Raw genomic sequence first — 25,703 nt, forward strand, 5'->3', positions numbered from 1 at the left:
AGTTATGTTTTCATGTGCCCTGTTGGAAGGGACGTTGTATATTTAATCTGGTTTAGAGCAAAGCTGGACCGGATATTAGAGACAACAGGGATTTTTGTTAAAAAATCTAGAATCAGCTCTTGGAATTTCATAAGATTTTCTACAACAACGCGTAACATATAATCAGATTCCCCTGACATGAGATAACATTCCATGACTTCGGGGCGGGTTTTGACGGCGGCATTAAAAATCTCAAGCGATTGTTTGTCCTGATGAGTCAAGGAAACGTGGACAAAAACATTCACAGCCAGACCAAGGGCGAGTGGATCAACAATGGCAACAGATCTTTGAATGACGCCATGATTTTTCATGTCATTGACACGTCGCCAACAAGGTGAAGCAGAAATGCCGACAATGGCAGAAAGCTCATTATTGCTGATTTCGCAATTTTTCTGAAGAATATCCAGAATACGTATGCTGGTGGCATCTAGCGCAAAAGGTGTGTCAGGCAAAATATACCTCTCATCGCAAATATGTTGGTTATTTTTACCAGATTATCTGCAAGCAGTGCAAAAGATAAGTCAGATTTATCGGCACGCCTCTTTTAAAACCCTCTTACCAGAAGTGCTCTGGATTCTCTGTTTTTATTTTAAAACATTCTCGTCAATAGAACGGACTTTCTCATATGTCTTCCTTGGTAGATTTGTTTTTAAAAAGTTTTGGCAAAAACGAGACAAATATCTGGCTCGGAGTCATGGTTGTTCTTTGGGGCTTAAGCTGGCCCGCAATGAAGGTTGCCGTAGGGCTTATGGACCCATTGTGGATGGCAACATTACGGTTTGCAACGGCTGGTTTTTGTCTGTTTCTGTTTTTAGGCTGGCGGGGTGAGCTTAAATTTCCACAAAAGGGTGATTGGGCTATTCTAGCCAGTATCGGCGGGTTGCAAATGATGGCGTTTACAGCGCTAGGTGTAACGGCCATGCAGTATACAGACGCAAGCCACGCCGCACTTTTGGCATATACCACCCCTTTGTGGGGTTTGCTGGCAGGCTGGCTTCTGTTTGGAGAAAAACCCACATCAAAGCAGTTGATTGCCCTGTGTGTGGGGCTGTGTGGCATTGGGATGATCTGCTCACCACTGGAGATGGACTGGAACAAGCCGGGTGCGTTGTCTGGGGCAGCCATGTTATTGTTTGCAGCTGTGGGCTGGGCGTTTGTTATCCTGCATATACGGCGGCATCAATGGGTTTCGCGCCCTATTGATCTGGCGCCATGGCAAATGTTGTTTGCAGCACTCAGCCTGACCATTATTTCCATGGTGGTTGTCGGGGTGCCGCATGTGCAGCATTGGACACCCGAATTGTGGGGGTTACTGCTCTTTATTGGCCCTGTTGCCACATCGCTCTGTTTTGTTATTGCGGCTGATGTAGGGCGACGTGTTTCTACCTTTACTATGTCCAATATTACATTAGGGGTTCCTGTTATTGGTGTTCTTGCTTCAGCGGTTTTTCTGCATGAGCGGATTACAACATTACTGGCTATGGGGCTGGCATTGATTGTTGGGAGTGTGATTTTTGCGACATGGGCGGGACATGGCGCTGTGACCAGTACTGAGGAGGGATTGGATTTATAATCCTCTCCTGGCCAGCCAATCAGTTGAGCGGTGGATAATGACGTATATTCGCGAACATTATGCTTTAAGCAACGGTTTTTACGGATGCCTTTGTATGTGTCCCACGGCACCGCTTATGATAGGCTTGATGTGAATATCGATTACTTTTTCGTCCTCTTTATAGATAGCGCGTTGATCAGAGCGGTCATCGCAGAAGAGTGTTGTCGCCGGTTTGGATAGTAGAAGTGATAGGGCTCAAAGGTCTTTCGCCATCCGGTCAGCACTTCAATCAGCTCTCCTGTTGCAATGCGGGAGGCTACAAAATCTAGCGGTAGCCATGCCAGCCCCAGTCCGGCCAGACAGGCCGCGCGGATCTGAAAGAGGCTGGTCAGAACAATTTGGCCTGATGTTGTGACACGTACATCCTTGCCACCTTTCTTGAACTGCCAGGAAAATAGCTCACCATATGTGGGAAGACGCATATTGATACAGGGGAATTCTGCAAGCTCACGCGGCTTTTCTGGTGTGTTGTATCGGGCTAGAAAAGCTGGCGTGGCCACCACAGTCATCGGAATATCTGGCCCGATCCGTAATGCGATCATGTCTTTTGAGATAAGCTGTCCACGTCGTACACTGGCATCGTAACGCTCCTGCACAATGTCAGTGCGTCCGTAATCAGTTGTCACGGCGCGCCGGTTGGAGCCATTGCAGAAGATCGCAGCCCCTTATGGTGCACGTGCCCTTCCGTTACGTCTTGATGTAACAGATGCTGCGATGCGTAGAAATGTTCTGGCGCAGGCGACTGAAAAATTCGGCCATATTGATGTGCTGGCCAATATTGCAGGGGCAGGCGCTTATGGTGCAGTAGAGGAATATAGCTCTGAGCAGATCCGGACGAATATGGAACTGAATTTCTTTGCAGCCGCCGAACTGTCGCACGAAATTTTTCCACAGATGCGTGTGCGCAAATCTGGACATATTCTCAATCTGACGAGTATTGCCGGTCTGGTGTCCTTTACCGGATGTGGCCTTTATTGTGCATCCAAATTTGCGCTGGAAGGCTTTACTGAAGCACTCCATAATGAGGTCAAACCGCTTGATATCCGTGTAACACTGGTTGAACCGGGGGCCTTCCGTACTGATTTTGCCGGAAGTACCATCATCAAGGCCTCCAATACAATTGCGGATTATGCAGAGCTTGATGCAGGGCTGGAGACGTATTTCCATGATCAGAATGGCAAACAGATGGGAGACCCGGAAAAAGCCGTTGCCGTTATAATCGATATGGTAAACTCTGAGACATCTCCCGTACGCTTAATGCTGGGTGAGGATGCCTACCAGATGTGGGACCAGACCCTGGAGACCCGTCATCGTGATCTGCAGACCTGGCGCCAGCGTGAGATAGATACAGCCTATCCTGATGCCGAGATGAATCCGATCACACTCTGAAGAGGCAGGTCTTCCTATTGTCGCAGCCGCCTGCCGCATCAACAAAACAGAGCAGGTGGCAATGGTCTCACTTCTGCCACTCAATGAACTGTCTGGCTTCTTCGATGATGAGTCATTGCCGGTTTTTCTTGACGTGAGAAACTAAAGCGACCAGCGATATGGTCATGGATACGATCAGTCTCTTCGCTCTGCTTCTAACGCTTGCTGCAGGCTTCAGCATTCTGAATCATCACACGTTTCGCGTGCCTGTGACGATCGGTGTGTTGATCTTCTCATTGCTGGCGTCTCTGCTGGTCATGATCTTGAATCCGCTGATACCGGCCTATGATTTGCAGGCACTTCCGCGGTCTATGCTTGGGGCCATTAATCTGCCGACAGCACTTTTGAATGGTGCGTTGTCACTTCTGCTGTTTGCTGGCGCCACACAGGTGAATATCGGACACTTGCGTGCAAAGCTTGCTTCTGTAACGGCCCTTTCTGTTCTGGGGACTGTGTTGGCCGTTGCTTTTCTTGCAGTTGCGGCATGGTATGTCTTTTCCCTGATGGGCCACACCGTTCCTTTTGCATGGTGTATCGTGCTTGGTGCCATCCTTGCGCCAACAGATCCGGTTTCGGTGGTGGGCATGTTGAAACGTTTGGGGTTGCCGGGGCCACTTCAGGCTGTTTTTGCGGGGGAGAGCTTGTTTAATGATGGTGTAGGGGTTGTTATTTTTGGTGTTACAATCGGACTGGCAACAGGCGAGAGCCAAGGAATGGCAATTTCTGAAATTGCCTTGAGTTTCTGCCGCGAAGCCCTTGGCGGTGGTCTTCTTGGAGCACTGACTGGATGGATTGCTCTGCGTGTGCTCAAAGGGCAGCGGGATCCACATATTGATCTGCTGACATCTCTCGCTTTGGCAACAGGTACTTTCAGTATTGCCAACCAGTTTGGCATGTCGGGTGCGATAGCCGTGGTGGTCGCTGGTCTTTGTTTCGGGACAAGCTACAGCCATTCTGTTTTCGATGAAGCGTCTCGCAAGGAACTCAATATTGCATGGACATTGATTGACGAAGTGCTGAACGTTCTACTGTTTATGCTTATTGGTTTTGAAATACTAGAGATTACACCACATCTTTTTACGGTAATGGCCACACTTGTGGTTATTCCGCTTTCCATTGCCGTGCGGGCATTAAGCGTGCTGTTTTCCACGCTTCCGGTGCATCTCCGGCAATGGGATCGGGGTCGTGTTCTCGGTATTTTAACATGGGGCGGCCTGCGTGGCGGCATTTCGGTTTCGCTTGCGCTTGGATTACCGCCCGGAGGTTTGCGTGATCTGTTACTGCCAATCTGTTACGGCGTGGTGGTATTTACCATTATTGTACAGGGACTGACTATGGAGCGTGTTGCCCGCACTCTTTATCCGACATCCACGCCCCAGCCATAATGAACACTGTTGCTGCTTAGATCAGCCCATAACGTTCCAGCAAATCATCTATCTCTGTTCCATCTGTAAGATGGTGGAGCAGACCGGATGCCGGAACTTTTTTTCCATCACGCAATTCTGCAGCAGCCTGCAACACCATTCGGATATCATAAATGCTGCCAAAGACTTCAGGCACAGCACGATCGACATTGAGAAGTGTATAAACGCCTTCCATGGCAGTGCGGACAGAATATTCTGTGGTAAAGACCGTATCACGTGGTGTTTCAGCGAACTGACCAATAAAAGCGAGGTTCACGCTCCCATCTGGTACCACTTTTGGGCGATCCCCAGGGGAGCGCGGCATGAACTGTGCTGTAATGAAAGGCATCATGCAGGGATGAGTGATTGCCCCCGTTGCAGCCATGTCACCAATCTGGTTAGTGGGTACACCCATATGGAACAGCCATTCCTGTGTTATTTCCTCACCAGTGCACTCTTGCATGGGCTTTTTTACGTAATTGCCTGGTACATCGCTAAACAATCCGTAAAGCCATGCAACCATTTGCCCTTTTGGCTGCGCCTTAAAATGTGGTTGGCGACTGACAACCCAACTCATCAACCAGGCGGAATCCTGAATGGTAATGGGGCCGCCCGTTACTGTGCGGCCAGAAAACGGATCACGCCCTGTAACCTTGTGCACAAGGTCTGGAATACGTGCATCCAGTGTTGTCACGGTTGCTGATTCCCAGCGGGATTTTACTGTATCTCCACAAAACACATCAGGCCGCCCAAAAGCTGGATCTTGCGCTGCCATATTGCGCCATAGCTGCCAGACGCTTCCTTCCTTGATGGTTGTATCAATGGGCGCGGGTGTATGGTGGTCACCCCAACAAGAGTTTTCTACCATGGAACCATTGGTGACAAACACCAGATCGGTCGGGGTGAGAGTAATACCTCCCTTGGCATCATTTTCTAGCCAGTCGATCTGCGTTGCTACCTTTTTCCCGGCCGATGTGTCCACATGAACATTTGTGACTTGAACACCGTGTTGGAATATGACGCCCTGATGGGTGAGCCACGTTGCCAGCGGTTTGCTAAGAGATTCCTGTTGATTGTATTTGGTGAACTTCAGTGTGTGCAGATCTTTCAATCCAAGAATCTGATGCACAAAACGTGCCAGATAGCGCTTCATCTCAATCGCGCTATGCCAAGTTTCAAAGGCGAACATAGAACGCCAGAACAGCCAGAAATGTGACTTCATGAAATCATGGGACAACACATCGCTGATGGTCTTACCTGCCAGTTTTTCCTCATCAGCAAGAATAAGTGCAATAATCTCCCGCCGTGCTTTGCCCGTCAGTGTCAGATGATTGCGATCTGGTAAAGGCTGCCCATTTGCATACATTGCCCGTACAGGGCTGCTGCTGGGATCGGCCCGATTGAGGCGGTAAAACTCATCAAGAACGGAGGCATCTGGCACTTCCAGTGATGGAATGGAACGATACAGGTCCCACAAACATTGGAACTGTTCTTCCATCTCCCGGCCCCCCCGGATAAGCCAGCCTGTTTTTGCATTGCCTGCTCCATCCAGCGCTCCACCATTGGCTTTTGAGGCTTCAAGAATGGTAATTTTAGACGGTATCATGCCCGCATCACGGATAAGAAAAGCTGCCGTTGCCATGCCAGCTAATCCGCCTCCCACAATCCATGCGGATCGGTTTTCTGCACTTTCTGATTTTGCCGGGCGGGCAAAGGCTTCAAAATTGCTATGGGCGTATCTCATGATGTAAGGCTTCTTTCAGAGCCGACAGATGCGGCCCGATCGAGATGTCGAAAAGTGAATCTTTTCAGATCATATACATATTGATTCTGAATTGTGTCATTGATCTGTATTAACGTTACTATAATACTTGGTATGCGGTTTAAAGCCGCCCAATTTTATTTGAGTGAATGTGCCTATGTCTTTTGCTGTTACGTCTGAAACTGGAACCATAAATTGTCCAGCGCCGTTTGATAATTTGTATCATCCGGATTTTGTAGTGTCAGCCCTTGCATGTGATTGTCATGCCCATGTTATTGCAGAGGATACAGCCCGCTATCCATTTACATCAGATCGTAGTTATACGCCTCCACCAGCTCCAGAGGGCGCTTATCTGGCCATGTTAGAGGCTTTGGGGCTACAGCGTGGTGTGCTTGTACAACCCAGTATTTATGGAACCGATAACCGATATATGCGTCAAGTGTTGGCGCATCATCCCGATCGTCTGCGGGGAGTGGCTGTTATTGATGCCACAATCAGCAATGCGGAGCTTGAACGCATGCATGCGGAAGGTGTACGCGGCGTGCGCATTAACGCGCTATTTCGCGGAGGGGTAGCTCTGGAGAGTATGGAGCAGATTGCTGCACGTATTGCCCCTTTTGGCTGGCACATGCAGTTTCTGATTGATGTGGCGCGTGGGCTGGAACTGTTGCCCCGTATGGCAAGGCTTGGGTGTGTGGTGGTGATAGACCATATGGGTTATCTGACACCAGCTGATGTTCAGAACACAAGCGCATTGAAAACACTTGCCGGATACGTAGCCGGAGAAGGATGGTGGATAAAGCTTTCCGGGGCTTATCGTCTTGTGCAAAATCTTCAGGATATGTGGCAGGTTACGCCACTGGCACAGGCGTTTATTCATGCAAATCCTCAACGCGTGGTATGGGGAAGTGACTGGCCACATGTTGCCGTGCAGAATATGCCAAATACCACAGATCTGCTTTCCATGTTGGCAAAGTGGGCACCTGATGAGGTGATGCGCCAACGCATTCTGGTGCAAAATCCTGCCGTACTTTACAATTTTACATAAGATACCTTCCTTATTTTGGCCTAAAGTGGGAAGGGTTTTGTGAGAAGGTAAAGAGAGTCCACGGCACCTGAGCGCATACAATTAATATCTTGTATGGTTATGTATCATTAATAATCGTATAAATATTTTCGGGTTAAAATCTATTATAATTAATGTGTAATCGTGCTTTTTATTTCGATTCTATTATGTTTTATTTCTAAAAAAAATGTAATCAGATCAGCTTTTCTGGAACTTCATATGAAGCCCGCAGTTTGCCATGTGACGGTTAAATACAAAGGGCCGTCTCACCTTAGAAAAAAGGAACAGTAAAATGGCCAATCAAGGCGGCAGCCATGAACAGCACGTAAAAGCTGGTGAGCAAAGCCATAAAAATACAGGCACCTCACATAACGAGAACAGGGGGGCAGACCACAGTTCTGGCACTCGTGGAGGCACGCACGAACAGCACGTTAAGGCCGGCGAGCAGAGCCACAAGAATACGGGTTCCTCACATAGCGAGAATATGGGGGGAGACCACAGTTCTGGCACCCGTGGTGGCACGCATGAACAGCATGTTAAGGCTGGTCAGCAAAGCCACAAGAATACTGGCTCCTCACATGACGAGAATATGGGAGGAGATCACAGTTCTGGCACCCGTGGTGGCACGCACGAACAGCATGTTAAGGCTGGTCAGCAGAGCCATAAAAACTCCTGAATTCGTGTCAGACATTGGGGGCATCGGCAATATTGCTGATGCCCCTTATATACCATCCGCTTCAATCAGTTTGCTGACTGTTTGCAGTGCTCAGGCAGTAGACATTTTTCCAAATGGAGAGTTCCGATGGGCTTGTTTTCAACACCGATAAAAACGCTTGATGATTTGTTTGTGCATACGCTTCAGGATATTTATTATGCTGAAAACCAGATCATTAAGAACCTGCCTACTATGGCCGATGAGGCTTCAGACCCAGAACTGAAGGCTGCATTCCAACATCATCTGAGAGAAACAGAAGAGCAGGTACGCAGACTGGAACAGGTGTTTCAGATGCATGGGCAGCCAGTGAAAGGTGTTACATGTCAGGCCATAAATGGCATTCTGGCCGAAGCAAAAGATATTATCAGTGATTGCGATGATCCAGAGGTATGTGATGCGGCCATGCTCTCTGCAGCGCAAGCAGTAGAGCATTATGAAATAACCCGTTATGGCAGTCTTATTGCTTATGCAAGGCAACTTGGCCGGACGGATTGTGCTGCTCTTTTGAAACAGACGCTTGAAGAAGAAAAATCTGCCGATAAAAAACTTACGACCATTGCTGAAAAGAGTGTGAACGAACACGCTCTTTAATGTCAGCTGTTTCTGGAAGCCATGGGTTTACAGGTAATATGGATCTGTAAGTCCAGATTGTATCTGGCGTGTGGAAGGTGAGACCCAAAGATGCGAATTTGCAGAAATAAACTTTCTGTAAATTTTCTTTTCATTTTTCAAACATGCCTAGAAAACTGTTTGATATATGGAAACGTACGCCTTCCACACATGCAGAGGATTTTTGCCTGGAGAACTTAAGAAACAAACAGAGGAACTCATTGAGCTGTTGGGATGTTAAAACCGGACCTGATGTTGGACAGACAGGTGATCGTGCTGGTAGGTTTGTCTTGTAAATGAAACACTTTTGGTTCTCTCAAAGTATAGAACAGGGTTTTTCATGAACTGCATGATCTTGGTTGTAACACAGAACCGAGAGAATATGATGAAAACATGGATGTACTGGGGCGGCGTGGGTATGCTCAGCCTTGTAGTTATCGGTGCAGCAGGATGGAAGCTTGTTTTGCATCCAGAAGCAGCTTCATTTCCCGTTGCGGTTGGCATTGGTCCACATCCTGATTTGCCAAATCCCAATCATACTTTGTTTCCAACAGTTAATGTCGCAACGCCTGTTGGGTGGTCAGGGACACAGGTGCCTGTCGCGGCGCAGGGATTGGAAGTAACACCCTATGCAAAAAATCTGAATCATCCACGATGGCTCTATCGATTGCCAAATGGTGATATCTTGGTTGCTGAAAGCAATTCTCCAAACACAGATGTTTCAAGCATTAAAAATCGCATTGCCAAACTTGTGAAGGGCAAAGCCGGGGCGGGAGGTGCCAGCCCAAACCGGATTATTCTATTGCGAGATACAGCAGGTAACGGATCAGCAGATACGCGAACAGTTTTTCTGGATCATCTCTATTCTCCGTTCGGAATGGCATTGATAGGGAATGATCTTTATATTGCCAATGCTAATGCAATTCTACGCTTTCCCTATCATGATGGGGATACGCAAATTAAAGAACCTGGCGTCAAGGTGGTCGATCTGCCTGCAGGATATAATCATCACTGGACAAAAAATGTGCTTGCCAGTCCAGATGGCAACTTTTTGTATGTAACTATTGGTTCTAACAGCAATGTTGCCGAAAATGGAATGAATGTTGAAGAAGGGCGGGCACGAATAGACAAACTTGATCTGGCGACAGGAAAGCTAACCCCGTACGCAACCGGATTACGTAACCCAAATGGTTTGGCTTTTGAGCCCGAAACGGGTGCCTTGTGGGTGAGTGTGAATGAACGGGATGAAATAGGTAGTGATCTTGTGCCGGATTATATTACAGCCGTAAAAGAAGGCGCATTTTATGGTTGGCCTTACAGTTACTATGGTCAGCATGTAGATGTGCGAGTTTCCCCTCAGCGGCCGGATCTTGTGGCACAAGCAATTGTGCCTGATTACGCAATTGGTTCGCATACAGCTTCGTTTGGCATTGTCTTTTCTCAGGATGCGTACCAACTTCCAGATACATGGCGTCATGGCTTGTTTGTTGCGCAACATGGATCATGGAATCGTCGGCCCAAAAGTGGTTATAAAATTATCTATATTCCTTTTGATCAAGGAAGACCCTCAGGAATGCCTCTTGATGTACTCACAGGTTTTTTGACAGCTGATGAAGCCTATGCACATGGGCGGCCAGTTGGTCTTGCGCTTGACCGTGCAGGAGCCTTGTTAGTGGCAGATGATGTTGGCAATGTTGTATGGCGGGTAACTGGCAAGCCTCAATAACATTTTTTATATCATTTAAGCATGGAAGATGAGGAAAGATTATCCGGCTATAGGCTTGAGCCGGATTTCTTGATGACAGTCGCTTAATTTGCCAGAATACGCTCAAGCTGCGCTGCAATATGGAAAAGGCGATTATCCTCCATATGGCGGCCCATGACCATAAGCCCTACAGGCGCTTCACCCGCACGGTGGCATGGCAGGCTGATTGCGCAGAGATCAAGAAAATTGGCTACAGTTGTATTGCGCAATAAGAGTAGATTGGTTGCCGTATAATGAGCCGTATCATGCATTTCACTTATTTTTGGCGCGATAATGGGTACAGTTGGTAAAATGACAGCATCATAATGGTTCATGATATCGGCTGCCTGTTGGATCAGTCGGCTTCTGGTCTGTTGTAAGGTGATATAATCCACGGCATTTTGTTCATGGCCGCGTAAAATGCGTTGCAACACAAATGGATCATAATCTTTTTGATGTGTGTTTAAAAAATGCTTGTGCCAGGCAAGGGATTCTGCAGCAGGAAAACCGCCCTTGCTGTTAGCTACAGGAATTTCTTTCAGCGGTGGGCAGGTAAATGTTTCAAGAATAACGCCTTTGCAGGAAAGTTTATGGAGACAATTTTCCCATGTCTTGGCAACAATGTCATCCATACCATCCATTACATACGTATTTAGAATGCCTAGGCGGAGTGTATTACCATCTCGTCCGGTTGGGGCTTCCTGTATCTGGAGTGTGCCAGTTGCCATAAGGCTATCTGCTGCCCAACAACATTGTACTGTATGGCCAATACTGCCAATAGAATCCAAGGTGAAGGAAAGCGGAATAGTTCCTTTTGTAGAAATACGGCGTGCAGTCGGTTTAAAACCGACAAGACCGGTTAGTGCCGCAGGAATACGACAGGATCCGCCCGTATCGCTACCAATCCCGACAAAAGCCATGCCATCCGAAACAGAAATAGCTGCTCCAGATGAGGAACCACCAGGAATACGTTTTTCCTGTCTGTGCCACGGGTTTGACGGGGTGCCAAAATATGGATTGATACCAATGCCCGAAAAAGCAAATTCAGTCATTGTTGTTCGGCCAATGCTAATAAGCCCAGCTTGCTTAAGGCGTGCAATGGCTGGGGCATCCATACAGGCGGGCGGCGTATCCTCAAGCACTCTGGAACCTGCGCGCGTTATGGATCCAGCTTCATCAAACAGATCCTTAACGGAAACAGATAGACCTGCTACTGGGGAAGGAGCTTGTCCCTGAGAGCGTAATCTGTCCATGGCATCAGCCTGCTGGCGTGCGGCTTTGGCATGAACCGCTACAAACGTGTGTGCACCTTCTCCTGTTGGCTCTGCAATGTTGGCTAAAGCATTTTCTATCAGTTGACGGGCTGTGGTGCGACCATCAGCAAGAGCTTGCGCTGCATGAAATAGGGAGGGAAAGGAGGAGAGCATCGGAGTGAATTCCGTATTTGTGTGCTGTTAATCTATGATACTGGGAAGAGTAGAACATATCATGGCTCGCATACAATTCGCGGCTCCGTTACTTGGGAGCGCTTGCATATGCTGAGTTTGTAAGGCAAAATAATAGGTGCGTTTATTGCATGGAATGTAGTAATTCACTCAAGAAATTTAATGACGTCCATCCATAATTTGTGTTCCTGGCCAATTCTGAGACATCACCATGCTTTTGGCAAGTTCAATCAGAATATTTCTAACGGCAATTCCTGCTTCTGTTTCAGGAATACTTTCAGGGATACAGAGAGAAACATCTTCCTGAATAATAGGACTACAGAGTTCGTATACGCGGGATTTATCTGGAACGATAATTTTGCTGGCAACAGACCACGGGAGAATAGTAAAACCAATGCCCGCAGCAACAGCATCCTGAAGTGTCAAAAGGGCTTCAACTTCTGCAACAATATGCGGTTTGATCTGTTTGCGTGCAAAAGCCATGTTAATGCGCTTGCGCACAAAATTATAATCCGGCGGCAGAAGAAGAGGCACTTCGGTAAGTTCTGAAAGTTTGATGGGGCCTGATGTTCTCTGTGCAAATATTGAATCTTCTGGGGCAACCAGAAAAAAATTCTCTTTCATCAAAGGGGTGAAATTCACGCCTTTAATTGGCCCAGCACCATGAATAATGGCCATATCCAAACGTCCGGTCATAACCATTTCGCTGTAGATATCGTCAAAACTTTCTGTCAGATGCAGAATAATGCCAGGCAATTTGGCACGCACTTCTTTTAGAAGGGCTAATGATAATGTAGATCCTGAAGAATAGGGAGAAAGCCCAACTGACACTTTTCCAACCAAAGGGCCAGCACCACTGCTCACTTCTGTCATGGCCCGATCAAGTTGTTTGATCATGGTTTGTGCATGACGGTACAGTTCTAACCCTGCAGTTGTAGGGGTAACACCCATTTTGCTGCGGATAAGCAACTTTTGTTTAAAGGCAGTTTCTAGGGAGGCGAGCTGTTGGCTAAGGGCCGGTTGCGCAATGTTTAGAATATCGGCAGCCCGAGAGATGCTTCCAATATCAATGATTTTTACAAATGCCTGTAACCGCCTGATGTCCAATTTAAGTCATCTCCATGCGTATACTTCACATTATTGTTATATCATTTTCCGCAGAAAGTCAATAAATATTCGAAACGAATAAAATGCTTAATATTGTGTTTTATAATCATAAATTCAGTAAAAACACATATAATAATTTATCTTATGTATATTGGTTTTTATAAATATAATAAATGAAAAATTCTTTCTTGTACAGGTTGATAAAAGTTTTCCATAGTATTCTTCTATGGGGGTAGAAGTTTTTCAATACTATCCCTTCAGGAAGAAGTGAGCTTAAATTCATTGGATATTGATATTTGACTGATTTTCTTTCGTGCATGCGGAAGGATATATTCGGAGTATGCGTAATGCCGGGTTTTGCAGATAGACTTAACGGAATTGCCATTTCAGCTTCAGCCGCAATGACGGATAAAGCAACGGCTTTGAAGGCTGAAGGTATTCGGGTCATTAGCCTGTCATCTGGTGAGCCGGATTTCCCTACGCCACCGCATGTTGTTGAAGCAGCGGTTGAGGCTGCGCGTGGGGGTGATACAAAATATCCCCCACAGTCTGGAAAGCATGCACTTAAAAAAGCTGTTCAAAACAAATTTTTGCGTGAAAACAATCTGGATTATGCGCTGGATGAAATTCTGATCGCCAATGGTGGCAAGCAGATTATTTTTGATGCCATTATGGCAACCTGTAATACGGGTGATGAGGTTGTTCTGCCAACACCTTACTGGATCAGTTATGCTGATCAAGCGCGTCTTGCCGGCGCAAGTGTTGTGCAAGTACCTTGTAAGGCAGAAAATGGTTTCAGCCTTCGTGCAGAAGATCTGGATCGTGCCATTACGGAACGCACTAAATGGGTCATTCTGAATTTTCCCAATAATCCATCTGGTGCCTGTTGTTCCCGTGCAGATATGGAAGCCATTGCAGCAGTTTTGCTCAAGTATCCTGATGTCTGGATTATGACAGACGATATATATGAGCATCTTGTTTATGATGACTTTAAATTCTGCACGATAGCGGAGGTTGAGCCGCGTTTGAAGGATCGGGTTCTTACGGTTAATGGTGTCTCCAAGGCATATGCCATGACAGGATGGCGTGTTGGATATTGTGGTGGCCCTAAAAACCTGGTTGCCGCTATGAACAATATGCAAGGTCAGTCAACAAGCGGGATTAACACAATAGCGCAGGCTGCAGCCGTAGCCGCTTTGGAAGGGCCGCAGGATTTTCTGAAAGATCGCGCACGTGAATATCAAACACGTCGTGATCTTGTAGTCGATCTTCTTAATGCTATTCCCAACATTTATTGTCATAAGCCTCAGGGGGCTTTTTACGTATACGCAGATATTGGCGCATGCATGAATAAGGTTTCTGCTGCAGGACGAGTTATTGCAACGGATACAGACTTTGTAATGGGGCTTCTTGAAGAACAGCAGGTAGCTACAGTGCAGGGAACGGCATATGGAATGAGCCCGTTTTTCCGTATTTCTTATGCGACAGATGTTGAAACATTGCGCGAAGGTTGTGATCGGATTGCAAAGTTTGTAGGAGGCTTAAAGTAAGGGAATATTTGTTTTTGAAGTTCTGCAAACATTCCCATCCTTACATGGATGGGAATGTTTTTGTCATTATAAAGAATTTTAAAAAGTACAAAATTTTACTGCGATTGAATCTTTAAAATAGGCTGACCATACCCAACCAGATCACCATCTTTGGCAAGGATCTGAACGATTGTTCCATTGTCTGAGGCTGTAACGGGCAAGGTAAGGTCTTCAATTTGCAATATGGCAACAATGGCACCTTTGCAAACAGAGCTTCCAATTGGTGCGAATGTTTCCATGGTTACTGGGTTACATAGTAGCAGATGGCCAAAATAAGGGGCTGTAATAGATATATCTGTAGATACCTGCTGGGTAGCCACTATATTCTGTTGTAGGCTGCTTTCAGCTGGATTTTTTGCTGTTTCAACGCAAATACGAAAACGTGTGCCATGTGCATTGGAAAGTTCCAGAGAGTTTAGGCCAGCTTCATTTAACCATTGACTGATTTGCACAATTTCTTCTGCATTTGGCAGGTTTTCAAATATCGGTAGAGAGAGAGGCTTTGTCATCAGGGTTTTTCCTTTTTTCCAGCAAGTGTTCCAGATGGTGGATATCAACGCCACCTTTGAGAAAATCCGGGTCACTCAGTAATTCCTGATGAAGCGGAATGTTGGTTTCAATTGTTGCAACGCGCATTTCATCCAAGGCAACTTTCAACCGTTGAATGGCTTCTTTCCGTGTCGCTCCATGCGCAATAACCTTGGCAATGAGAGAATCATAATACGGTTGCACGACGCTGCCTGCAACAATATGGGTATCCATACGAATGCCGGCCCCACCCGGTAAGTCCCACCGGCTGATGGGGCCGGGAGAAGGCGCAAATGTAAATGGATTTTCGGCATTAATCCGGCATTCAATGGCATGGCCAGAAGTCTGAATAGCGCTTTGTGTTATATTGAGTGGTTTGCCTTGCGCAATTTCAATCTGCGCACAAACAATATCAATGCTCGTTGTTTCTTCTGTAATAGGGTGTTCAACCTGTAAGCGCGTATTCATTTCAATAAATGCAAAAATGCCGTCTTCATACAAAAACTCAAATGTGCCTGCTCCACGATACCCGATATTACGGCAAGCCTGTGCGCAACGTGTACCAATTTCCGCAATGAGTTCTGGCGGAATACCCGGTGGCGGGGCTTCTTCCAGAACTTTTTGATGGCGGCGCTGTAGAGAACAATCACGCGCGCCTAACCACAGGGCAGTACCGTGCGTATCACACAAAACCTGAATTTCAATATGTCTGGGTTTTTGCATGAAGCGTTCAAGATACAGGGTTGGGTTGCCAAATGCCTGTTGCGCCTCTTTACGTGTCAGCGCTACGGCTTTGATAAGTTCATCAGCAGCCCAAACAACCCGCATGCCGCGGCCGCCACCACCGCCAGAGGCTTTAACAATAACTGGAAACCCTACCGAATTGGCAAGTTCCAGAATGGCGCTTTCATCTTCTGGCAATGGACCATCAGAGCCAGGCACGCAGGGCACACCAGAGGCTTGCATGGTTTGTTTGGCCGTAATTTTATCCCCCATCAGGCGGATAGAATCTGGCGTAGGGCCGATAAAAGTTATGCCTGCTTTTTCAACGGCTTCTGCAAAATCAGCATTTTCAGATAAAAAACCATAGCCGGGATGAATGGCAGATGCCCCTGTAACTTTTGCTGCCAGAATAATACCCGCTGCATCCAGATAGCTACGCGCAGCGGCGGCGGGGCCAATGCACAATGCAATATCAGCTTCCAGAACATGGCGGCTTTGGGCATCGGCTTCTGAATAAACAGCAACGGTTTCCAGCCCAAGCTGCCGACAGGCGCGCTGAATACGCAGCGCAATCTCTCCACGGTTGGCAATCAGAACGCGCTTAAAGCGCAGCCGCGCGCTCATGACAGACGTATGAGAGGCTGATGTGCCTCAACTTCGCTGCCGTCTGGCACGAGAATGGCTTCAACGCATCCAGAAATTTCAGTTTTAATAGGTGTAAAAACTTTCATGGCTTCAATCAGACCTACCTGTTGTCCGGCATGAAGAGTGTCTCCCACGGCCACAAAAGGTGGGGCATCGGGCGCGGGAGATAAATGGAGTGTCCCATACATAGGGGCGGTTACCAAAAGCTCTTGAGATGACGGGATTTCTGCTGGCTCATCAGGAATAGGAGATACCGATGGTGTTGCCAGCAAAGTGGTAGAAACAGGAGTGGCAGAAGGTGTTGCATTCTGTTCCTGTTCTGCCCGCGTGATTTTAAGGGTCTGGCCGCCTTCCGAAATCTCAAGCTCACGGAGCGGAGCACGGCCAAACAGGTCTATCAGCGCTTTAAGAGCTTGAGTATTCATGGTTATCAGCAATCAGGCTTTGGTGGGTTTCTTTGCAAAGTTCAGGCCGCCAACAACCTGCATGGTGGGCAATACTTCCATAAAGCTGACATTCATGCGTTGTGGTGCTGTAATGGCAAATGCAATGGAATTGGCGAGATCTTCTGGCAGCAGAGAATCATATTCATCAAAGAAACGGCGCTGCGCTTCTTCCATATTGCCAATCAGGCGGCCAAAAACTTCAGTTTGCACACGGGCTGGAGAAATTTCCGTTACGCGAATATTTTTGCCGAACAGATCACAGCGTAACTGTTGTGAAAGGGAATGTACACCAGCTTTGGTGGCATGATAAACCGTGTTACCACCCGCAAAGGCATAATGCCCAGCAATGGAAGAAATATTCACAATATGACCGCGGTCACGGGCGATCATTCCCGGAAGAGCCAGACGCGTGAGTTGGAGAACAGCGCGCAGGTTGATGTCTACTAAGCCATCAATGTCTTCTTCAGTTGTATTGGTGATATTGCCTGTGCGGGACTGACCAGCATTATTGATAAGAATATCAATGTCGTGGTCTTTGAAAATGGCGGCCATTTTATCCAGATCCGCAACGCTTGCAGCGTGCACAATACATCCGGTTTCTTCAGCCAATTTGTCCAGGCGTGTCTTGTCACGCGCAACGGCATGTACTTCCAGCCCCAGTTCTCGCAGGCGGCGTACGGTTGCAGCGCCAATGCCAGATGAGGCGCCGGTAACAAGTGCAGTGCGATTGGGCTGATGTGTCATGGCATAAGTTCCCGATAAAATATGGATTGATCTACTTTTGATAAAAGACAGAATTCACCAAGTCATTTCACATTAGAGATGAAATAATGTGTTGACCAAGATGAGTTCGATCTTGCGTCATAAGATTATCCAATGTGTCCGTGTTGTGAATTGGTCATAAGATTATTGTATATCATCACACGAAGATAATGTTAGCCGGGCTTTGCTCTCTCCCTTTATCGTTACGCATACAATACGTAATGCCATGAACAGGATGTCTTTGGTGATCGCTCTCTTCTTTCAGTGTTCGTGTTGTTTATGCCTCAAACTCAATCGGGGTGGTCAGGCGGTGCATTTATGACAGATACTCTTTCCATGTTGAAAAACAATTCATCTGGCCATTCAGTAGATACGCCAACCATCAGTATGATTGGAACACGGGCCATGTTGTTTGAGGCCCCCGGTGCGTTCACCCTTGCGAACCAGCGCCGTATATGGGCTTTGATGGATGCATGTGCGGAGCGGGCAGATATTGAAGAAGTTATGCCCGGTGTTACCAATCTGATGTTGATTTTCTCAGTCCCACCTGAAAATCCAGAAGCTGTGGCAAGCTGGTTGCGTAAGGCATGGGAAACATTGCCAGAAAAGCATATTAAAGGCCGCTTGTTTGAAGTGGGCGTGCGCTATGGGGGAGAATTGGGGGGAGATTTGCCTCGTGTGGCTGAACATTGTGGTATGTCCGCACAGGATGTGATCACCCTACATCAGGCTCCGCTTTATACCGTATGTGCCTTGGGGAGTGTGCCAGGGTTTGGATATCTGCACGGACTAGACCCGCGCCTTGCTACGCCACGCAAATCTGTTCCTTCTTTAAAAATGTTGGCTGGCACAGTCACAATTGGTGGTCCACAAGCCGGGATATCTGCTTTGACAGGACCAAATGGCTGGAATTCCATTGGATTTACAGATCTTGTGATGTTTGATCCTGAGCGTGATCCGCCAGCCTTGTTTGCTGTGGGAGATCAGATCCGCTTTTATGCTGAAAGTATCGAAGTGTGATTACAGTTCTTGAAACAGGTGTACTCAATAGTGTGCAGGATGCCGGTCGGTTTGGCTATCGTCATCTGGGGGTAAGTTCTTCTGGTGTTATGGATCTGCTGGCTTTGCGCTGTGGTAATGCATTGTTGGAAAATGCTCCAGATGCAGCCTGTATTGAAGTGCAGACATTTCCTTTCAAAGTGTGTTTCGACAAACCGCTTAGTTTTGTTGTGACGGGAGGAGAGGGGACATTAACACTTGGCGAAAGAAAAATTCTTCCTTGGTCTATAGTTTCTGCCCAAGAAGGGGATATCTTGACAATTGATCACCCGACCATTGGTGCGCGGATGTACCTTTGTGTGTGTGGTGGCATTGATGTGCCGGAGGTTCTTGGGTCACGCAGTACCCAATTGCGCGGCGGATTTGGCGGCTATCATGGTCGCTCCTTGCAGCAGGGTGACCAACTTGCAGGTGCAGGAGGGTGTGTTGCAGATGGTTTTGGTGTGCTTCCACCATCGCTGGTGCTCAACGGTGCATGTAAAGCAGAAAAGGAAAAAACTGTAACATTACGTGCCATTCCGGCAACTGACTATTTCCTGTTTACGGAAGAGGCACGCAGGCACTTCTGGTCTGCATCATGGCAGATTACGGCACAAAGCAACCGTCTGGGTTACCGTCTAAAAGGCGGAGCACTGCATTTGCAGCATCCTGTTGAGTTGCGTTCTTACGGTGTTATTCCAGGACTTATTCAGGTTCCTCCTGCTGGGGAACCTATTGTTCAGATGGCGGATGCCAATACGGCAGGTGGTTACCCACGGATTGCAACTGTAATTGAAGCTGATTTGTGGCGTCTCGCACAGGCACGTATCGGAAGTTACATTCAGTTGCAGCAATGCGATCAGACAGAAGGTTTGCAGGCGATGCGAGATGTTGATTCGTATTTGAATGATATCTGCAATACCAGCGCACTTTATAGAAAATCACTCATCAGAAGGGATACCGGAAAAGCCGGTAAAAAATCATGAAGATTGATTTGAACGCTGATATTGGCGAAGGCTTTGGTCGGTGGACCGTTGCCAATGATGGTGCCCTGATGAAAGTGATTTCATCTGCAAATATTGCCTGTGGTTTTCATGCGGGTGATCATCTTATTATGGACCGTGTTGTAAAGGCAGCAAAAGAACACGGCGTGAGCATTGGAGCGCATCCTGGTCTGCCTGATCTTATGGGGTTTGGGCGCCGAGCCATGGTGGTGAGCCCAGGAGAAATGGAAGCCATGCTGGCGTACCAGATTGGCGCGCTTAAAGGTATTGCTGCCCAGCATGATATGCGCGTGGGGCATGTAAGTTATCATGCAGCGTTTGGAAATATGGCGAATGCAGACCAGGATTTGGCAGACCGTTTGGCACGGGTGATTGCTAAAATTGATCCTGAATTGGTGATGCTCGCCATGGAAGGACATCCTATTGATCTGGCTGCCAGAAAAGCAGGCTTAAAGGTAAGGTATCTTTTTTTGGCAGATCGTGCCTATCAGTCCAACGGTGCTTTGGTGCCACGTGGGCAGGAAGGAGCCGTTATTCATGATCTGGCTAAAGTAAAAGAGCGTGTCAAAAAGTTCTTGGAAACAGGTCAGGTCACCACAATTGACGGTAAAGATTTACCTATCCATTCGCGCTCTATACTTGTGCATAGCGATACAGCCGGTTCGGATAAATTAGCAGAGGCTATTGCAAATCAGATTAACGCAATAGGTGGAAAAATTGCTGCTGCCGATACCCACTGATTTGTCATTTTTAAGCAAGACAATGAATTAGCTGAATAAGCAGTAAGAAAAGAGAGATGATTGTGCACGTAAAGGGACAGGAAAAAAGAAATCTGTTTCTGTCCAGGGCAGAACAATAATGGCCATGCAGCATAATTTGGCACGGGGTGCTTACCTGCTTGCGCTGGCAACATTGTTTACAGCCCTTCTTAATGCACTTCAGAAAATAACAGGTTCCACTCTTTCTGTTGTTGAAATTGTGTTTTTTCGAAATCTCTTTTCGATGCCGTTTGTTATTGTTATCGCACTACGTGGCGGTCTTGTTTTAAAAACACATCATTTTGGTGGTCATGTCATGCGCTCTGTTGTGGGGCTTATCAGCATGATTATGACCGTTGTGGCCGTAACACACCTACCATTGGCTGAGCAGCAGGTTCTTTCTTATACACAACCACTTTTTCTCATTTTGCTGTCTATTCCATTGATGCATGAACGTCCGTCTGTACAAAGGTGGATTGCTGTTGGGATCGGGTTTGTTGGGGTTGTTGTTGTTGCAACAGGTAAAGGTTTGCTGGGTGCAGGGCATGGTACGGTACCGGCATGGGCTTATGCAGTGGCATTGGGGCAGGGGGCTGTAGGAGCTTTAACAACCATGCAGATCCGACAGCTTTCTGCGACAGAAAAAAGTACAACAATAGCAATGTGGCAAGCTATTTTAATGACAGTTGCTACGGCCATAGCTCTTCCGTTTGTCTGGAAAATGCCAACGCAGGCTGATGTGTTGTGCCTTATTGCTGTTGGTGCCTTTGCAGGAATTGCGCAGGTTTTACAAACAGAGGCTTTTGCTTCGGCACAAGTTTCTGCCATTGGGCCATTTGCATATTGTGGTTTGATTTGGGCTGCACTGATTGGGTGGCTGGGATTTCATGAAATTCCTGGTGTTGCCATGTTTGTTGGTGGCCTATTGATTATTGGTTCGGGCCTATGGATGTTGCGGCATGAAAGACCACAGAAACAAAAAGTGGTTTTAGAAACAGAATCTTCATCTGGCGCGTAATTAGGAAGATATTTTCCTTTTGCCAACAGGTGAATTGCGTTCATAATGTTACGATATCGTAAGTAATATTGATGATCTGTGTGATGCAGGATGGTTCTTTGGGGCCGCGGGTTTGAAGGATAGAAAAGATATGAACAAGGCTGCAGGTTCATCAAGATACATATTCTTCACTATGATTTTTCTGATGTATGTCATCAGTTACGGAGATCGCGCAGCTCTTTCTATTTCATTGCCTGCATTGGGGCAGGAGTTTTCCCTTTCTTCTGTGCAGATGGGCTGGGTTTCCTCCAGTTTTCTTTGGTCTTATTTTTTGCTGAATTTGCCATCAACAATCTTGCTAGATCTTGTTGGTGCGCGTCTAGTAGGTAGTTTGGCTGTTTCCATTTGGTCATGCGCTATGGTGCTTGGGGGTCTTACGCAAAATGTCACCCAGTTTATTTTATCGCGTATGCTTCTGGGGGTAGGAGAAGCTCCAACATTTGGTGTAGGTGCAACCATTGTTCGAAACTGGGCTAAACCTCAGGAACGTGGAACAGTGATGACTGTATTGCTAACCGGTATGCAAATAGGCCTTGCTGGTGGAACAATTGCTGGGGCTTATTTAATTGCAAAAGTAGGTTGGCGGTTTGAATTTATGGCCTTGGGTGTTGTAGGGCTTATATGGGCGCTTGCATGGTGGTTTCTTTATAAAAACCCAGCCAAAATAGCCATGCAACCACGTGTACGACCGATCCGGATTTCCGAGATTTGTTCATTATTCCGCTCGTCAACGTTTTGCGGTATTTTGGTCGTACAATGTACCCAGAACTTTTTAAATTTTCTTTTGATGTCTTGGGTACCATTTTATCTTATTCATGAATTACATATTAATGTTATTGGGTCAGGAAGTGGCACAGCAGGATGTTATGTTCTAGGAGCCATTGGCGCTATTATTTTAGGGCGTGTAGCGGAGCATATCGTATTCCGAAATCATTCAGATCCTAGTCATCGTCGTTTTATTGTTGCATTTTGCATTATAGGCAGCGCGATGATTGGTATTCTGCCATTTTTTCATCAGGAAACACCTATTCTCATTATCTTGTCCGTATCTCTTTGCTGTTTGATAGCGGCAAATGGTGCCAATACAGCCATGTTGGCGGATATGTTGCACGATGGCCAAAAAATTGGATCTGTTACCGGCGTTACACTGACATTTAGTAATGCTCTGGGTCTTACTGCGCCAATTTTAACAGGATATATTGTTTCCTATACAGGAAATTTTAATATGGCATGGTATAGTTGTTCGGTGGCACTTATTGTTGCCGGAGTTATTTCGTTGCTAATTGTACGTAAACCAATTGTTATGTCATAAATATCTCTGGTTATTAGGTGTTTTTTCTTCAAGAAATCCTTGCAAAACGTCTAACGTGGTTTTGCAGGGATTTTTTTGTGTAAAAATAGATAGTTTTTATTTGGTTTTCAGCTCTGAGCAGAGTGCAGGGGAGATATATCAATATTCAATATGACGCCAAAAACGTAACGAAATCGTATCATAATTTTATCAGATATTTTCTTAATCCTACCGGATTTGAGGGTGATGCGATGGCCAGGATCTCCAAGTTTGAATTGTCGCTTGTCGCGAGTGTGGCATTCGGTGCTCTCATTCCGGCAGAAAGTGGTTTTGCAGCAGATACAACAGCAACAACAAAACCACAAAAAGTTATTGTTAAAAAAAGCAGAAGCACAAAAGTAGTTTCTACAAAACGCAGCAAAAATCTTACAGCATTACATGGTGGGGAAGAGGCTGTTGAGGTTGGTGGACATTCCAGTAATTCGGTATTCTCTCCGGTAACGCAGCGGCACAGTACGACGCAAGTGACAGTAGTGACGGGTGCCGAACTGTTAAAAACCGGCCAGACAAATGTGCTGTCAGCTTTGGCGCAGGCAAACCCGGCTATTACAACAGCGGCTTTGCCTGGTGGGGGTGCAAGTTCATTTGTGCAAACCATGCAGCTGCGTGGGCAATCTCCTGATGATACGCTGATCTTGGTAAATGGTCATCGGCGTCATATTGGGGCAAATTTCAATTCAAATTCTGGCACAAACTGGGGGAGTGAACCTGCCGATATCTCTCTCATTCCAGTTTCAGCTATCGATCATATTGAAGTTGTTACAGAAGGTGCTTCTGCTCTTTATGGGCAGGATGCCATTGCCGGTGCTGTAAATATTGTGCTGAAGCATGATACGCATGGTGGCACAGTCAATTTTAAAAATAGTGGTTATTATGCAGGAGATGGCCAGGCTCTGGATGGTTCTGCCAATTACGGCATGGCTTTGGGCCATAATGGTGGTTATCTGGATCTGGCTGCTCAGATTTCCCATCAATTGCCAACAACACGTGGTGGCGATTTTTATGGAACATTATTTGATGATTCCAGAAATGAAACAGCAAACCGTAATGTGCAGCGTGGTCTAGGTATTCCTAAATCCACACTGGAAACAATTAGTGAAAATATGTCTGTACCGTTGGCAGATAGCGGATTTAATTTTTACAGTACATCAACATTTTCTCATCGGCGTGCCAATGTGCCTGAAACATATCGGGCCAACACTGCATCTGATGAATGGATCAATCCAGATTTGTATCCTGCAGGCAACCAGCCTTATATTGCAATGGATCAGCTGGATTTTGAAACCGATAATGGTATCAAGGCGCGCAAGTTCGGTTTTGCATGGGATGCATACGTGACTTATGCCCGTGACAAACAGAATTATCGCACAACAAATTCCGAAAATGTTTCAATTCCTGATAGTACACAAACATCTTTTTACGATGGTGCTTCGGTTGCAACAGAATTGACAGCCGGTTTGCGTGGGTCTCGCTCCTTCCGTCCAGATTGGGCACCGCGTCCAATCAATCTGCGGTTTGGTGGTGAATATCGTCATGACACTTTCCAGATGATTGAAGGTGAAATGGCATCATGGAGTGGGATGGGTGCGACAGATCACCCAGGTAACGTTCCCATGGCAGCGACCTATCAAAACCGCGATGTTTATGAAGGTAACGTTAATCTTGATTTCTATGTGACCAAACAGTGGGAATGGACATTGGGAGGGCGTGTTGGCAGCTACAACAATATTGCAACAGTAGAAACAGGATCTGTTGGCACGCGTTATAACTTTAATAAACGTTGGGCTATCCGTGCAAATGTAAATACAGGGTACCGTCCGCCAACGTTGGGAGCGATGAACTACTTCTATTCTGCTCCATATCCAGGTTATACGGTAGACCAAATTCCTGCTGGTAGTGAAATTGCCAAATATCTTGGTGCAGGCAGCATGAAAGGTGAATATTCCCGTAGTTATTCCATTGGTTTTGATTCAACGCCGGTTGATGATTTCCATGTCACAGGTAATCTGTATTACATTGCCATTAACGGCAGAATGGGAAGTACAAAAACCTATTCGGTTGACCAGAATGACTCTGTTCTTTTGGAAATGTTGAAAAACGCCAATTTGGAAAGTGCAACATCGCTTTCATATTATGCAAACTTGTATAATACGCAGACATTTGGGGGGGATCTGAGCGCGGATTATACTCTGCACACAAAAAATCTTGGTCAGTTCCGTTTTGCCATGGGTATCAATTTCTCGGATAACGAAATCCGTTCGGCAAAGTCTGATTTGGTGAATGAATATACCAAGATGATGGTTCTTCATTCAGCGCCCAAAAACCGTGAACAGATCAGTGTAAATTGGACGCGCGGTAAGTGGTCTGTTATGGCGCAAGAACTCCGTTATGGCTCTATTGTTTATATGGCAGCGCCTACGGGAGCAGGGAGTGTGCCTTTCCAGCAAAATCCAGGCTTTATCACCAATCTGGAAGTTGACTATAAAATTTTCCCACGTTGGACAATTGGCGTTGGTGCTAACAATATTGGCAATAAGCATCCTACGCGCGTGCCAAGCTCCATTGCCAATACGCAGCAGGGTCTTGCCAAATATGCATCCTATTCTCCATATGGGTTCAGCGGTGGCATGTATTATGTAAAAACTTCTTTGGATTTCTAAAGGAATAAAAATAATTTAATACTTTAAAATCATGGCTGACCCAACCTGAGTTGCCAAAACAGGCAGCTCAGGCCGGTATAAAAACAGCGAGAGCATAATGCAAAATATTTCAGAACACTCCGATAAGCTGAAAAGTGACGTCTCTCAACATGAAGGGGGAGGGGACCGATATGTATTGCGGGCTGGAGGAGCGGTTGGAGCTGGCGCGCTTG

The 25,703-nt window shown here is 46.5% G+C and carries 23 protein-coding genes; 14 read left to right on the forward strand and 9 right to left on the reverse strand.

The genetic code is table 11. The features are described 5' to 3' along the window. Positions 1-2: 2 nt before the first annotated feature. Positions 3-491, reverse strand: coding sequence for an Lrp/AsnC family transcriptional regulator (locus CSR02_RS12465; protein ID WP_042787860.1), 489 nt, complete (start codon positions 489-491; stop codon positions 3-5). Between the two features lie 173 nt (positions 492-664). Between CSR02_RS12465 and CSR02_RS12470 the strand changes: the two genes are divergently transcribed. Further along, on the forward strand, positions 665-1,612 hold the full coding sequence (locus CSR02_RS12470; protein ID WP_167384145.1) for a DMT family transporter: 948 nt from the start codon (positions 665-667) through the stop codon (positions 1,610-1,612). 140 nt (positions 1,613-1,752) lie between these two features. Here CSR02_RS12470 and CSR02_RS12475 read toward each other — a convergent pair whose 3' ends face one another. Beyond that, positions 1,753-2,277 carry a LysR substrate-binding domain-containing protein gene (locus tag CSR02_RS12475; RefSeq protein WP_244176995.1) on the reverse strand — a complete coding sequence of 175 codons (525 nt, stop codon included), beginning with the start codon at positions 2,275-2,277 and terminating at the stop codon, positions 1,753-1,755. 19 nt (positions 2,278-2,296) lie between these two features. Between CSR02_RS12475 and CSR02_RS12480 the strand changes: the two genes are divergently transcribed. Further along, positions 2,297-3,040, forward strand: a complete 744-nt coding sequence (locus CSR02_RS12480) for an SDR family NAD(P)-dependent oxidoreductase (protein ID WP_208616831.1) — start codon at positions 2,297-2,299, stop codon at positions 3,038-3,040. A 164-nt stretch (positions 3,041-3,204) separates the two neighbouring features. Beyond that, entirely contained in the window at positions 3,205-4,464 is a 1,260-nt protein-coding gene (locus CSR02_RS12485) for a cation:proton antiporter (RefSeq protein WP_099541873.1), read from the forward strand. Positions 4,465-4,480: 16 nt separating this feature from the next. Here the strand turns inward: CSR02_RS12485 and CSR02_RS12490 are convergent, their stop codons facing one another. Continuing rightward, positions 4,481-6,226, reverse strand: coding sequence for an oleate hydratase (locus CSR02_RS12490; RefSeq protein WP_099541861.1), 1,746 nt, complete (start codon positions 6,224-6,226; stop codon positions 4,481-4,483). Positions 6,227-6,482: 256 nt separating this feature from the next. Between CSR02_RS12490 and CSR02_RS12495 the strand changes: the two genes are divergently transcribed. The 4 genes from CSR02_RS12495 to CSR02_RS12510 all read left to right on the forward strand — a co-directional run bounded on the left by CSR02_RS12495 (position 6,483) and on the right by CSR02_RS12510 (position 10,360). Then, a complete protein-coding gene (locus CSR02_RS12495; RefSeq protein ID WP_244176996.1) occupies positions 6,483-7,292 on the forward strand; it encodes an amidohydrolase family protein in 810 nt (269 codons plus the stop codon). Positions 7,293-7,602: 310 nt separating this feature from the next. After that, positions 7,603-7,986, forward strand: a complete 384-nt coding sequence (locus CSR02_RS12500) for a hypothetical protein (RefSeq protein WP_042787854.1) — start codon at positions 7,603-7,605, stop codon at positions 7,984-7,986. A 126-nt stretch (positions 7,987-8,112) separates the two neighbouring features. Further along, complete coding sequence (locus tag CSR02_RS12505; RefSeq protein ID WP_042787853.1) at positions 8,113-8,616, forward strand: YciE/YciF ferroxidase family protein; 504 nt, start codon at positions 8,113-8,115, stop codon at positions 8,614-8,616. A 403-nt stretch (positions 8,617-9,019) separates the two neighbouring features. Beyond that, positions 9,020-10,360, forward strand: coding sequence for a PQQ-dependent sugar dehydrogenase (locus tag CSR02_RS12510; RefSeq protein ID WP_099541874.1), 1,341 nt, complete (start codon positions 9,020-9,022; stop codon positions 10,358-10,360). Positions 10,361-10,443: 83 nt separating this feature from the next. Here the strand turns inward: CSR02_RS12510 and CSR02_RS12515 are convergent, their stop codons facing one another. Together CSR02_RS12515 and CSR02_RS12520 are read right to left on the reverse strand one after the other, a co-directional pair. After that, on the reverse strand, positions 10,444-11,805 hold the full coding sequence (locus CSR02_RS12515; protein WP_099541863.1) for an amidase: 1,362 nt from the start codon (positions 11,803-11,805) through the stop codon (positions 10,444-10,446). Between the two features lie 177 nt (positions 11,806-11,982). Next, complete coding sequence (locus CSR02_RS12520; protein ID WP_099541864.1) at positions 11,983-12,930, reverse strand: LysR substrate-binding domain-containing protein; 948 nt, start codon at positions 12,928-12,930, stop codon at positions 11,983-11,985. Between the two features lie 347 nt (positions 12,931-13,277). On the opposite strand from CSR02_RS12520, the gene CSR02_RS12525 reads away from it, so the two are divergent. Further along, positions 13,278-14,480 carry a pyridoxal phosphate-dependent aminotransferase gene (locus CSR02_RS12525; protein WP_099541865.1) on the forward strand — a complete coding sequence of 401 codons (1,203 nt, stop codon included), beginning with the start codon at positions 13,278-13,280 and terminating at the stop codon, positions 14,478-14,480. A gap of 95 nt (positions 14,481-14,575) precedes the next feature. On the opposite strand, the gene CSR02_RS12530 is transcribed toward CSR02_RS12525, so the two are convergent. From CSR02_RS12530 to CSR02_RS12545, 4 genes are read right to left on the reverse strand one after another with little or no spacing between them, the layout of a single operon-like run. After that, entirely contained in the window at positions 14,576-15,028 is a 453-nt protein-coding gene (locus CSR02_RS12530; RefSeq protein WP_244176997.1) for an acetyl-CoA carboxylase biotin carboxyl carrier protein, read from the reverse strand. After that, complete coding sequence (gene accC, locus CSR02_RS12535; RefSeq protein ID WP_099541866.1) at positions 14,997-16,394, reverse strand: acetyl-CoA carboxylase biotin carboxylase subunit; 1,398 nt, start codon at positions 16,392-16,394, stop codon at positions 14,997-14,999. The genes CSR02_RS12530 and accC overlap by 32 nt, the downstream gene beginning before the upstream one ends. Then, a complete protein-coding gene (locus CSR02_RS12540) occupies positions 16,391-16,840 on the reverse strand; it encodes an acetyl-CoA carboxylase biotin carboxyl carrier protein (RefSeq protein ID WP_099541876.1) in 450 nt (149 codons plus the stop codon). The genes accC and CSR02_RS12540 overlap by 4 nt, the downstream gene beginning before the upstream one ends. Before the next feature lie 12 nt (positions 16,841-16,852). Further along, positions 16,853-17,605: an SDR family oxidoreductase gene (locus tag CSR02_RS12545; RefSeq protein WP_099541867.1), complete on the reverse strand. Its 753-nt coding sequence runs from the start codon at positions 17,603-17,605 to the stop codon at positions 16,853-16,855. Between the two features lie 336 nt (positions 17,606-17,941). On the opposite strand from CSR02_RS12545, the gene pxpB reads away from it, so the two are divergent. The 6 genes from pxpB (at position 17,942) to CSR02_RS12575 (ending at position 25,491) form a co-directional block, all read left to right on the forward strand. Beyond that, on the forward strand, positions 17,942-18,643 hold the full coding sequence (gene pxpB / locus CSR02_RS12550; RefSeq protein WP_042787844.1) for a 5-oxoprolinase subunit PxpB: 702 nt from the start codon (positions 17,942-17,944) through the stop codon (positions 18,641-18,643). Beyond that, positions 18,640-19,647 (forward strand): 5-oxoprolinase subunit C family protein, encoded by a 1,008-nt coding sequence (locus CSR02_RS12555; protein WP_099541868.1) that lies wholly within the window; start codon positions 18,640-18,642, stop codon positions 19,645-19,647. Before pxpB ends, CSR02_RS12555 begins: the two co-directional genes overlap by 4 nt. Further along, on the forward strand, positions 19,644-20,405 hold the full coding sequence (locus tag CSR02_RS12560) for a LamB/YcsF family protein (protein ID WP_099541869.1): 762 nt from the start codon (positions 19,644-19,646) through the stop codon (positions 20,403-20,405). Before CSR02_RS12555 ends, CSR02_RS12560 begins: the two co-directional genes overlap by 4 nt. A gap of 124 nt (positions 20,406-20,529) precedes the next feature. After that, positions 20,530-21,441, forward strand: coding sequence for a DMT family transporter (locus CSR02_RS12565; RefSeq protein WP_042787888.1), 912 nt, complete (start codon positions 20,530-20,532; stop codon positions 21,439-21,441). 130 nt (positions 21,442-21,571) lie between these two features. Next, positions 21,572-22,792, forward strand: coding sequence for an MFS transporter (locus CSR02_RS12570; protein ID WP_042787841.1), 1,221 nt, complete (start codon positions 21,572-21,574; stop codon positions 22,790-22,792). Positions 22,793-23,022: 230 nt separating this feature from the next. Continuing rightward, complete coding sequence (locus CSR02_RS12575) at positions 23,023-25,491, forward strand: TonB-dependent receptor plug domain-containing protein (protein WP_099541870.1); 2,469 nt, start codon at positions 23,023-23,025, stop codon at positions 25,489-25,491. The last annotated feature ends 212 nt before the right edge of the window (positions 25,492-25,703 follow it).

This window comes from Acetobacter pomorum, assembly GCF_002738225.1.
In the GTDB taxonomy this organism is placed as follows: domain Bacteria; phylum Pseudomonadota; class Alphaproteobacteria; order Acetobacterales; family Acetobacteraceae; genus Acetobacter; species Acetobacter pomorum.

Excerpts from the sequence above, each read along its gene's own strand:
- CSR02_RS12545 (WP_099541867.1), bottom strand. The coding sequence starts at position 17,605 with ATGACACATCAGCCCAATCGCACTGCACTTGTTACCGGCGCCTCATCT.
- CSR02_RS12525 (WP_099541865.1), top strand. The coding sequence starts at position 13,278 with ATGCCGGGTTTTGCAGATAGACTTAACGGAATTGCCATTTCAGCTTCA.
- CSR02_RS12570 (WP_042787841.1), top strand. The coding sequence starts at position 21,572 with ATGAACAAGGCTGCAGGTTCATCAAGATACATATTCTTCACTATGATT.
- CSR02_RS12565 (WP_042787888.1), top strand. The coding sequence starts at position 20,530 with ATGCAGCATAATTTGGCACGGGGTGCTTACCTGCTTGCGCTGGCAACA.
- CSR02_RS12500 (WP_042787854.1), top strand. The coding sequence starts at position 7,603 with ATGGCCAATCAAGGCGGCAGCCATGAACAGCACGTAAAAGCTGGTGAG.
- CSR02_RS12490 (WP_099541861.1), bottom strand. The coding sequence starts at position 6,226 with ATGAGATACGCCCATAGCAATTTTGAAGCCTTTGCCCGCCCGGCAAAA.
- CSR02_RS12575 (WP_099541870.1), top strand. The coding sequence starts at position 23,023 with ATGGCCAGGATCTCCAAGTTTGAATTGTCGCTTGTCGCGAGTGTGGCA.
- CSR02_RS12470 (WP_167384145.1), top strand. The coding sequence starts at position 665 with ATGTCTTCCTTGGTAGATTTGTTTTTAAAAAGTTTTGGCAAAAACGAG.
- CSR02_RS12515 (WP_099541863.1), bottom strand. The coding sequence starts at position 11,805 with ATGCTCTCCTCCTTTCCCTCCCTATTTCATGCAGCGCAAGCTCTTGCT.
- CSR02_RS12510 (WP_099541874.1), top strand. The coding sequence starts at position 9,020 with ATGAAAACATGGATGTACTGGGGCGGCGTGGGTATGCTCAGCCTTGTA.
- CSR02_RS12485 (WP_099541873.1), top strand. The coding sequence starts at position 3,205 with ATGGATACGATCAGTCTCTTCGCTCTGCTTCTAACGCTTGCTGCAGGC.
- accC (WP_099541866.1), bottom strand. The coding sequence starts at position 16,394 with ATGAGCGCGCGGCTGCGCTTTAAGCGCGTTCTGATTGCCAACCGTGGA.
- pxpB (WP_042787844.1), top strand. The coding sequence starts at position 17,942 with ATGACAGATACTCTTTCCATGTTGAAAAACAATTCATCTGGCCATTCA.
- CSR02_RS12560 (WP_099541869.1), top strand. The coding sequence starts at position 19,644 with ATGAAGATTGATTTGAACGCTGATATTGGCGAAGGCTTTGGTCGGTGG.
- CSR02_RS12530 (WP_244176997.1), bottom strand. The coding sequence starts at position 15,028 with ATGACAAAGCCTCTCTCTCTACCGATATTTGAAAACCTGCCAAATGCA.
- CSR02_RS12505 (WP_042787853.1), top strand. The coding sequence starts at position 8,113 with ATGGGCTTGTTTTCAACACCGATAAAAACGCTTGATGATTTGTTTGTG.
- CSR02_RS12540 (WP_099541876.1), bottom strand. The coding sequence starts at position 16,840 with ATGAATACTCAAGCTCTTAAAGCGCTGATAGACCTGTTTGGCCGTGCT.